A 7491-nucleotide genomic window follows, 5' to 3' on the forward strand; every position below is an offset into this window, starting at 1 on the left:
CGGGCGCTCGTCGCTCCCCAGACTCCCCACTCCGTTCAAAGCCGGACGAAGTGAGGTGAACAGCAGCGTTGGCCAAAATCGACCAGCCTCATCAGCCGCCGGCCTCCTCAAGGAGGTCGCCGCGGCGGTAGCGGGGTGACGTGCTCACCCGTCCATCCTCGCGCACCCGCCGGCCGCTGCGCCGCTCGGCCGCATCGCGGCTCCGGCGCGGGCTCCTTCGTCGGATGCTGGGGGTATGGCCTCCCGAGGATCCGCGCAGGTCCGGCTGCCGCACATCGAACCGATGCTCGCGACGCCCGGACCACTGCCACCCGGGCCAGGCTGGAGCGCGGAGGTGAAATGGGACGGCGCCCGGGCGATCGCCTACCTGGAGGACGGGCGGGCCCGGCTGGTCGGCCGCGCGGGCACCGACTACACCGACCGGTTCCCCGAGGTCGCCGCCGCCCTCGCCGACGTGCCCGGCCCCCTGGTCCTGGACGGCGAGCTGGTCGTCATGCGCGACGGCACGCCCTCCTTCGCCGCGCTCCAGGGCCGCGTCCACCGCACCCGCCCCGCCTCCGTCCAAGCCGGCGCCCGCGCCGCCCCCGCCCTGTTCATCGCCTTCGACCTCCCGCACACCGACCGGCCCCTGCTCACCGAGCCCTACCGGCACCGGCGCGCCCTGCTGGAGGACCTGAACCTGGACCGGCCCGGGCTGCGGGTCCCCCCGGCGTGGGAGTCGCTCACCGACGCCGTCGCGTGGACGCGCGAGCACCAGTTGGAAGGCGTCATCTGCAAGCGGACCGACTCCCCGTACCGCCCGGGCACCCGATCCCGCGACTGGATCAAGATCAAATTTCTGCGCACGGCCGACATCGTCATCGGAGGCTGGCTGCCCGGCGGGCCGGCCGGCATGACGGTGCGCGCCGTCCTGGTCGGCGCCCCCACCGGCGAACCCGGCCGGCTCCTCTACGCCGGATCCGTGGGCACCGGATTCACCGCGGCCGAACGCCGCGCCCTCGCCGCCGCGCTACGCCCTCTCGACCAGACCACGTCACCGTTCACCGGCGTCCGGACCGCCTTGGGACTGCCGCGCGGCGCCGAGGTGCGCTTCGTACGCCCCGAACTCCACGCCGAGGTCGAGTTCCTGGAGCTCACCCCCGCGGGCCGACTGCGGCAGCCGGTCTGGCGAGGCCTGCGCGCCGGCCCGTCGTAACCCAGCGTCTGTGATTGGTCGCGATAGTCGTCACCTGGTCGCGCTGACTGTCACCGCAGGCCGAGGAGCTGCGCCCCCAGCGCGGGCACCCACTTTCGAGCTTCGTCTCCGCCTCCGGCTGAGGAACAAGGCCGACCGCAATTGAGTACGCCTACTCACGCGCAGTTCCAGACCTCGCGTCTACGGTGACGGGACGGAGTAGGACAGGGGAGGCGAAGTGTTTGACAAGGGGCTGGTGAAGGGGTGTCTCGGGGCCGTGGTGGGCCTTGCCTGTCTGGTCGGGGTCATGCTCGCGCTCACCGTGGGCGGGTGGTGGTGGGTCGCCTACGACGAAGCACATCCGTCACCGCCCCGGCCCGAGAGGATCCGCTTCACCGCCGACGCCTTCCACCAGCGCAGCGAGCAGGCCCTCGAGGACACGGTCGGTGCGCTGAGTCCCGGGCTGGCCCTCACGGACACCGGCTACTCCGTCGAGCGGAACCAGCCGCAGGCGACCGGTGAGCCAAGTCGGCTGTCCTTCGTCGACCGCCGGCTCACCGCCCGAACCAGGATCAGCGCCTCCCACCGCCTTGAACTGAAGAGCGGCATCGAGGACCAGTGGCGCCGGCACGGCTACAAGCTCGTCGAGCCGATCTGGACCCCCAGCGATCCGGAGAAGGGCACGGACTACAACTTCAGCGCCGAAGCTACCGATGGGGTCACGATCTACGTCAGCCTCGTACCGGGCCCGGACCGGATGCTCATCCTCACACTCTCCATCCACGCTGGCGGCGTCGAGTACTCCCCGCATTTCATCAGGCCCACCGAAACCCTCCGGCCGGATGCCGAGGACACCCACTGGTCGACATGACCTTTCGTCGACCCGCCGCAGGTGAGCAACGACCCTGACCTCGTGACGTACTGCGCCTGCCCCGGCCTTCGGTCAGCGCGGCGCCTAGCGCAGGAGGTTCGCGGTGGCGCCCGGTCGGTGAACCGGTGGCCAGTCGCGGATCCGGGTTAGCACTCCAGCCGGACTTCTCCATCCCCACTGGTCAACGGGCTGGGAGTGGGGAGTGTAGCCGGGTGGGTGCGGGTGCGGGGCGGTCTTCGCCGCCCCGTCGCACCAATGGATGACCACGCCGCATGTAGTGACAGCGCTCCGGGCAGCGCGTCCATGTGTGGGTGCAGTGATGTATGCGATCACGTCCCCCGACGGGGACCACGACGAGACGGTCGCCGGCGTCCACTTCACCGCCGGTCGCGCCACCGCCGACGAGCTCAGTCCGGGTTCGCTGCTGTACTTCCGGCGCCATGACTACAAGGTCGAGCACCTCGACGACTTAGCCCCTCCCACGGCCACCAAGGGGCGCACTTCGCGCGCCTGATAAAGAGGCGAGAGAAGGCGGTCATATCAGATTGTAGGATCGAAGACCACCCCAGGCGCTGGTGGCGTAGCGGACGATTTCAAATCGTATTTCGCCGTCTTGACATGCGGAAGCAGTAGCGACACCTGATAGGTGTAGCTCAAAAGCTTCACATGCGACACGCCACAGGTCGCTCTCAGAATAGGGAACGACCAGAACCTACTGGGAGAGTATCCAGGGACTGAAAAGTTCGTCCCAACACCCCAGAGGACCTCGGCACTATCCACGGCCACAATGTGCTGCTTCGCGGGAGCGTCGAAGGCCGACGGAACCGCCGTAACGGTGACACCGTCTGGCGTGAGGGGGACCGGGGCATGTGAGGGCGAGTACAGCGTAATGGCGTTTGCGAGACTGGGGTCACCTCTCGGCATGAAGGTGTCAATCGTCACGTGAGTCAACGAGCTTGGCCCCTGGTTTGCTGCGACCCATCCGGTGTAGATGTCCAAAAGCGCCGGGTCGGCGACCTCTTGAGGGTGTGCCGGATTCAAGACCGGAGCGCTCAGGTAATTACATGTGTGGATATCGCCGATCGATACCATAGGAGATGCCTCCGCTACACGCGCCGCAAGTGGTGCGTACCACGACTATCTGATGTGTCGGGTGACGTCAAGAGACATTGCTCCGACTGGTCGTGCCAGGGCAGTCTGATCGGCCACCCGGAAATCACGAGGGGGTGAGCCATGACCCGGATCTACGCCACCGCGAAGCAGCTCGTCGCGTGGGTAATACTCCAGTGAGAGTTTTCCATCGGGCCTGGTCAGCGGCCTGGGGACGGCGATTTTAGCGAGGCCGCGGCGTGGGTGGGGCGGGTTTGACGTGGATGTCCAACCCGCGGGTGGCCGCGCCGCATGTAGTGACAGCGGCCGGGAGAGAGCATCGGTGTGAGCGATGATCTGCCGACAGATGCGTGGGACCGGGAACTCAACGAGCTCTTTCTGCGGATCGGGGGCCGTTTCAGGCGGGTGGAGCCCCGGCGACGGATGCGGGACTACGTACGGGGGCAGCCCCGCCCGGGCCCTCGCCCTGGCCGACGCGGCCGTCGACGGCCGCCTGTCCAGCGCCGCCCTCGCGATGGTGGAGGCGGTGCGGGCCCAGGCCCACGCCCTCCAGGGCGATGAGGGGCAGGTCCTGCGCTGCATGAACGCCGCCGAGGCCCTCTACGCCCGCTCCGCCGACCCGCGCAGCGGCCCGGCGTGGACCTGGGCGATCACCCCGGAGGAGCTCAACAGCGACACCGGCTACGGACTCTTCCTGATGGCAGTCACCACCGGCCGCCACGCCCCGGGAGCTGGTCCGGACCCTGCGGGCCGCCGAGGCGCGCACCGACACCTCCCGCGCGCGGGTCAAGGCGATGGTCGGTGCCCGGCTGGCCACCGTGCTCTACCTCCAGGGCGCCCGCGAGGAAGCCGACCACCACGCGACCGCGGCGACCGCGCTGGCCTCCACCGTCAGCTCCGCGCGCCTGGACCTCGCCCTCGCCCAGATACGGGCCAAGGCCCCGGCGGCATGACCCGTTCGCACCCCGCCCGGCGGCCGCAGCCGCGGCTGCGGCCGCCGGGCGGGGGCACGGGCACGGGTAGTCAGCCGGCAGCAGGCCGAGCGCGTGCAGCCGGTAGACCGCGTGGGCGCCGGTCGAGACGTTCAGGCACCGGTGCAGCCTGCGCAGGTGGGACTTCACGGTGTCCGGACTGCGCCCAATCCGCCGCGCGATCTCGCGCACCGTCGCCCCGCCGGCGCGCAGTGCCCCGATCCGGATCAACGTGGGCGTCAGGCCCTCGGTCTGCGCCGGCGGTCCGGCGGGACGGGGCAGCAGGTGAGCCCGGATGGCGATGTCGACGGCCTGCGGCCGGTCCGCCGCGCCGAGGAGCCCGCGGATCGAGCGCACCCACTGCTTCGCTTCCTCCTCGGTGCGCCGGTAGTGCTGTCCGATGCGCGGGCTCGTCCAGCCGAGGGCCACGAGGTGAAGCACCTCCTGTTGATGGCCGCTGAGGACCAGGCGCGTGCCGCCGCAACGCGGGCAGCGCGCCCGCCTGCCGGCTCCGGGCACGGCCGCGTTCTGGGCGTAGACGAGTCGGCGGGGCGGGAACCGGGGGTCGATGTCGGAGTGCGGGGTCAGGCCCGACGGGGTCGCCCAGGAGCAGTGACCCCTCGGTGCCCGGCCGTCGCCTCGATGAGATTCGGGAGTAGCTCCGATGGCCCGGGCCGCAGTGGCGAGAGCGCCACCCCGTAGACCTCGTCGTCGTCGCGTGACCGCCACCACCCGGCCCACCAGGCCCTCGTCCTCGCCCAGCCTGACCCCAGCGGCCGGCGGCGCCCGGTCGCCGTCACCCTGCCCATCGGCGCCGCTCTGCGGGCAGAGATCGCCCCGCTGCTCCACCATGCGGGGGAGGAGGTGCGGGACCTGCCGAAGACTGTGGTGGGCCTGCCCGGCAGCGGGCACGGCGGCCGGTACTTCCGGTGCTCCCGGAGATCGTCCTGGAGGTAGAGCCAGGCGGATCAGGAGACGCCGGAGTTCGGGCGGTTCCGCCACCGCGTACCCGCCAGCTATCCGCTACGACATGGCCCCCGCGGATGTACGCCCCATGCCACCGGTCTCCACCGTCGGCCCCCGGCGCGGCCGGTCAACCGGGCGCGACGCGCAGTCCCGATAGTCGACGGCCGCTGCTCCCGGGTGCGGTGTACCGAGTCCACGGACTCCCGTTCGAGCCCTGGATCGCTGGAATCTCGGGCGCGCCCGGTCTCTACTGCTTCTTCGTCGCCGTGCAGGGCCAGCCAGGCGAGCCTGCTGACAAGTCCGGGCCGCCACCTCGAGCAGAGCCCCGGTAGGCGGTGGACTTCTACGGCTTCGGCTGCTGGTCGGCGAGATCCAGCAGCATCTGGTCGAAGCGGGCCGCGGGTGTTCCGGGCTCGGCGGAGCGGAAGAGGAAGATCTGGCCGGCCGCGAGGTTGTACCGGGCGAGCGTCACGCCGCCGCTGAGGTCCGGTCCTGTCCAGTTCGGCCCGTACCGATGCGCCATGTCCGCGGCAACGACCCTTTCCCGGGCCGCGTGGTGGTCCTGGACGAGCGTCTGGACCACCTCCATCCATTTGCCGGGGGAGCGGGGCGCGCCCAGGAGCCGGTCCAGGTCGGAGAGCGCCGCCAGCCATTTGTGCAGCTTCTCCACCGCCTCGCCGACGATGTCTCCGGCGGCGCCTGGCGAGGCGGCGTCCGCAGCACGCAGGAGATCGGCCGTGACGGGTGCGACGGCTTCACGCAGCGGCTCGACGATGTCGATGAACCGCACGACGTCCGGTCGGAACTCCGGGCACACCAGGTACCAGGGGTGCTCCTCCCACCCCCACCCGGTCTGGTGGGCGTGCCAGCCGGCGTCACCTGCGGGGGTGAGCCTGATCTCCGCCGATCCGTACCCGACGCTCATGACGTCGCCCTCGCCGATGTCTACCGAGGCGAGAGCCTGGCTGAGCTCCTCGAGGGCACCTTCGTCCCGGACGGGCCCTGGTGCCGCGTCGGTGTCGAGGTTCACACGGTGGACCGTGGTGACTTCGAGCTGCGGCTCAAGCCGACGACGGCAGGCTGGCACGCCGACTTCTTCGAGGCCGGCTGGAGCGATCCAGCCCTCGTGGACGTCCCGCCGGACTACCGGCTCGCAGTGGCCCGCTACATCGAGATTCGGGACGGCCTCATGCAGGAGCCGGTGGACGTGGACGCGCTGCGGCAGCTTGAAGAAGAGAGCGGTCCGGAAGCCGTCAACGCGAAGGTCAAGGGCTGCCTGGCGCTTCTGGACGATCGGCTGCGGGCACTCGATGCCCTGCAGCGGGATGTGGCCCTGTACTCCCGAAGCTGCCACGAAGTGACAAGTAGCTCTCAGTAGTCGATCTGACGTACTGCTGTCAGGGTCTCAGCATTCTGCCCCTGGCCAACCGGGTGGCGGGCTGTGATCGCACGACGGGCGGAATCCCAGACCGCCTCGAATTCTTGCGCAGTCAGTTGGTCGGGTTCGTGCCCCTCCCACTGTGAGACCGAGAGCCCAGCGGTAATCTCTTCTCGTACTCGGCCAGACTCCCTGCCTGCTGGGCACGCTGCCATTCGTCCAGGGACGCAGCCGCGATCGGGGTCAGCTCAGAACCCTGGAGCTCGACCTGTCGGGTCACCCAGCCGCCGGCGTCGACCTCGAAGTAGAACCAGATGGCTTCCTCGTCCCAGAAGCACTGCATCCACGTCGTCACCGGTCGGCCTGCCTCTGCGACAGGGCAATGCGGCGCCGTACGAGATCGACATCCATGATCTTCACGGTGAGAGCGTCGCCGACCTCGATGACGTCCTGCGGCCATTGATCCAGCTCGTCGGTGTGCACGAGCGCCTCAAAGCCGTCCTGTCGGTCTTCGATGCGGACGAAGACACCGAACGGCACGATCTTGGTGACCGGCCCTGTGACCACCTGGCCGATCCTCTGCGCTACCTGCGGCCATGGGTCTTCCTGCACTGCTCGAAGCGACAGCGGCACTCGCTCCCAGACCATGTCGACGTCGAGGACCTCAGCTGTGACCTCCTGGCCGACGCTTACGACGTCGGATGGGTGGTTGAAGGGACGCCAGGACAGTTCCGGAATGTTGATCATCGCGGTGAAGCCGCCGATGTCCACGAAGGTGACGCCGAAGCTGGCGATGGTCGTCACCGTGCCGGTGACGACCTGGCCGCGGCGCAGGGTCTTCAGGAACGCCCAGTCCCTGTCGCTGGGTGTCGGCTCGGTCTGCCAGCGCGCGCGGAGTACCCCGTCGCTGTCGGGCAGCACAGCGGTACTGACTTCGGCGCTTCAGGGTGATGGCGGTGGGAGGTCGAGGGAGAGGCCGGCCCCGGTGAGGAAGCCGTCGAGGATATCGGGGCGGTACTGG

The 7491-nt window shown here is 69.6% G+C and carries 6 protein-coding genes and 3 pseudogenes; 5 read left to right on the forward strand and 4 right to left on the reverse strand.

Annotated elements, in window-relative coordinates; genetic code table 11:
• Window positions 1-235 precede the first annotated feature (235 nt).
• From ligD to ACZ34W_RS38050, 4 genes are all read left to right on the forward strand, one after another.
• Window positions 236-1195, forward strand: a complete 960-nt coding sequence (gene ligD, locus ACZ34W_RS38035; protein WP_465610994.1) for a non-homologous end-joining DNA ligase — start codon at window positions 236-238, stop codon at window positions 1193-1195.
• 286 nt (window positions 1196-1481) lie between these two features.
• The gene (locus ACZ34W_RS38040; protein ID WP_465610997.1) at window positions 1482-2045 is read left to right on the forward strand and encodes a hypothetical protein; all 564 of its coding nucleotides are present in this window, start codon (window positions 1482-1484) and stop codon (window positions 2043-2045) included.
• 319 nt (window positions 2046-2364) lie between these two features.
• Window positions 2365-2559 carry a hypothetical protein gene (locus ACZ34W_RS38045; protein ID WP_465610999.1) on the forward strand — a complete coding sequence of 65 codons (195 nt, stop codon included), beginning with the start codon at window positions 2365-2367 and terminating at the stop codon, window positions 2557-2559.
• Window positions 2560-3949: 1390 nt separating this feature from the next.
• The gene (locus ACZ34W_RS38050) at window positions 3950-4108 is read left to right on the forward strand and encodes a hypothetical protein (protein WP_465611005.1); all 159 of its coding nucleotides are present in this window, start codon (window positions 3950-3952) and stop codon (window positions 4106-4108) included.
• A gap of 153 nt (window positions 4109-4261) precedes the next feature.
• Here ACZ34W_RS38050 and ACZ34W_RS38055 read toward each other — a convergent pair.
• Window positions 4262-4978: pseudogene (locus ACZ34W_RS38055) on the reverse strand (helix-turn-helix transcriptional regulator); the annotation flags it as partial.
• A 457-nt stretch (window positions 4979-5435) separates the two neighbouring features.
• Window positions 5436-6122, reverse strand: a complete 687-nt coding sequence (locus tag ACZ34W_RS38060; protein WP_465611001.1) for a hypothetical protein — start codon at window positions 6120-6122, stop codon at window positions 5436-5438.
• Window positions 6123-6125: 3 nt separating this feature from the next.
• Here ACZ34W_RS38060 and ACZ34W_RS38065 point away from each other — a divergent pair, with 3 nt between their 5' ends.
• Window positions 6126-6470 (forward strand): hypothetical protein, encoded by a 345-nt coding sequence (locus ACZ34W_RS38065; protein WP_465611003.1) that lies wholly within the window; start codon window positions 6126-6128, stop codon window positions 6468-6470.
• Here ACZ34W_RS38065 and ACZ34W_RS38070 read toward each other — a convergent pair.
• Window positions 6464-6813, reverse strand: a pseudogene (locus tag ACZ34W_RS38070) (hypothetical protein). The gene ACZ34W_RS38065 and the pseudogene ACZ34W_RS38070 overlap by 7 nt on opposite strands.
• 8 nt (window positions 6814-6821) lie before the next feature.
• Window positions 6822-7397: pseudogene (locus ACZ34W_RS38075) on the reverse strand (S1 RNA-binding domain-containing protein); the annotation flags it as partial.
• Window positions 7398-7491: the final 94 nt, after the last annotated feature.

The sequence above is a fragment of the Kitasatospora sp. NPDC022856 genome, assembly GCF_055561235.1.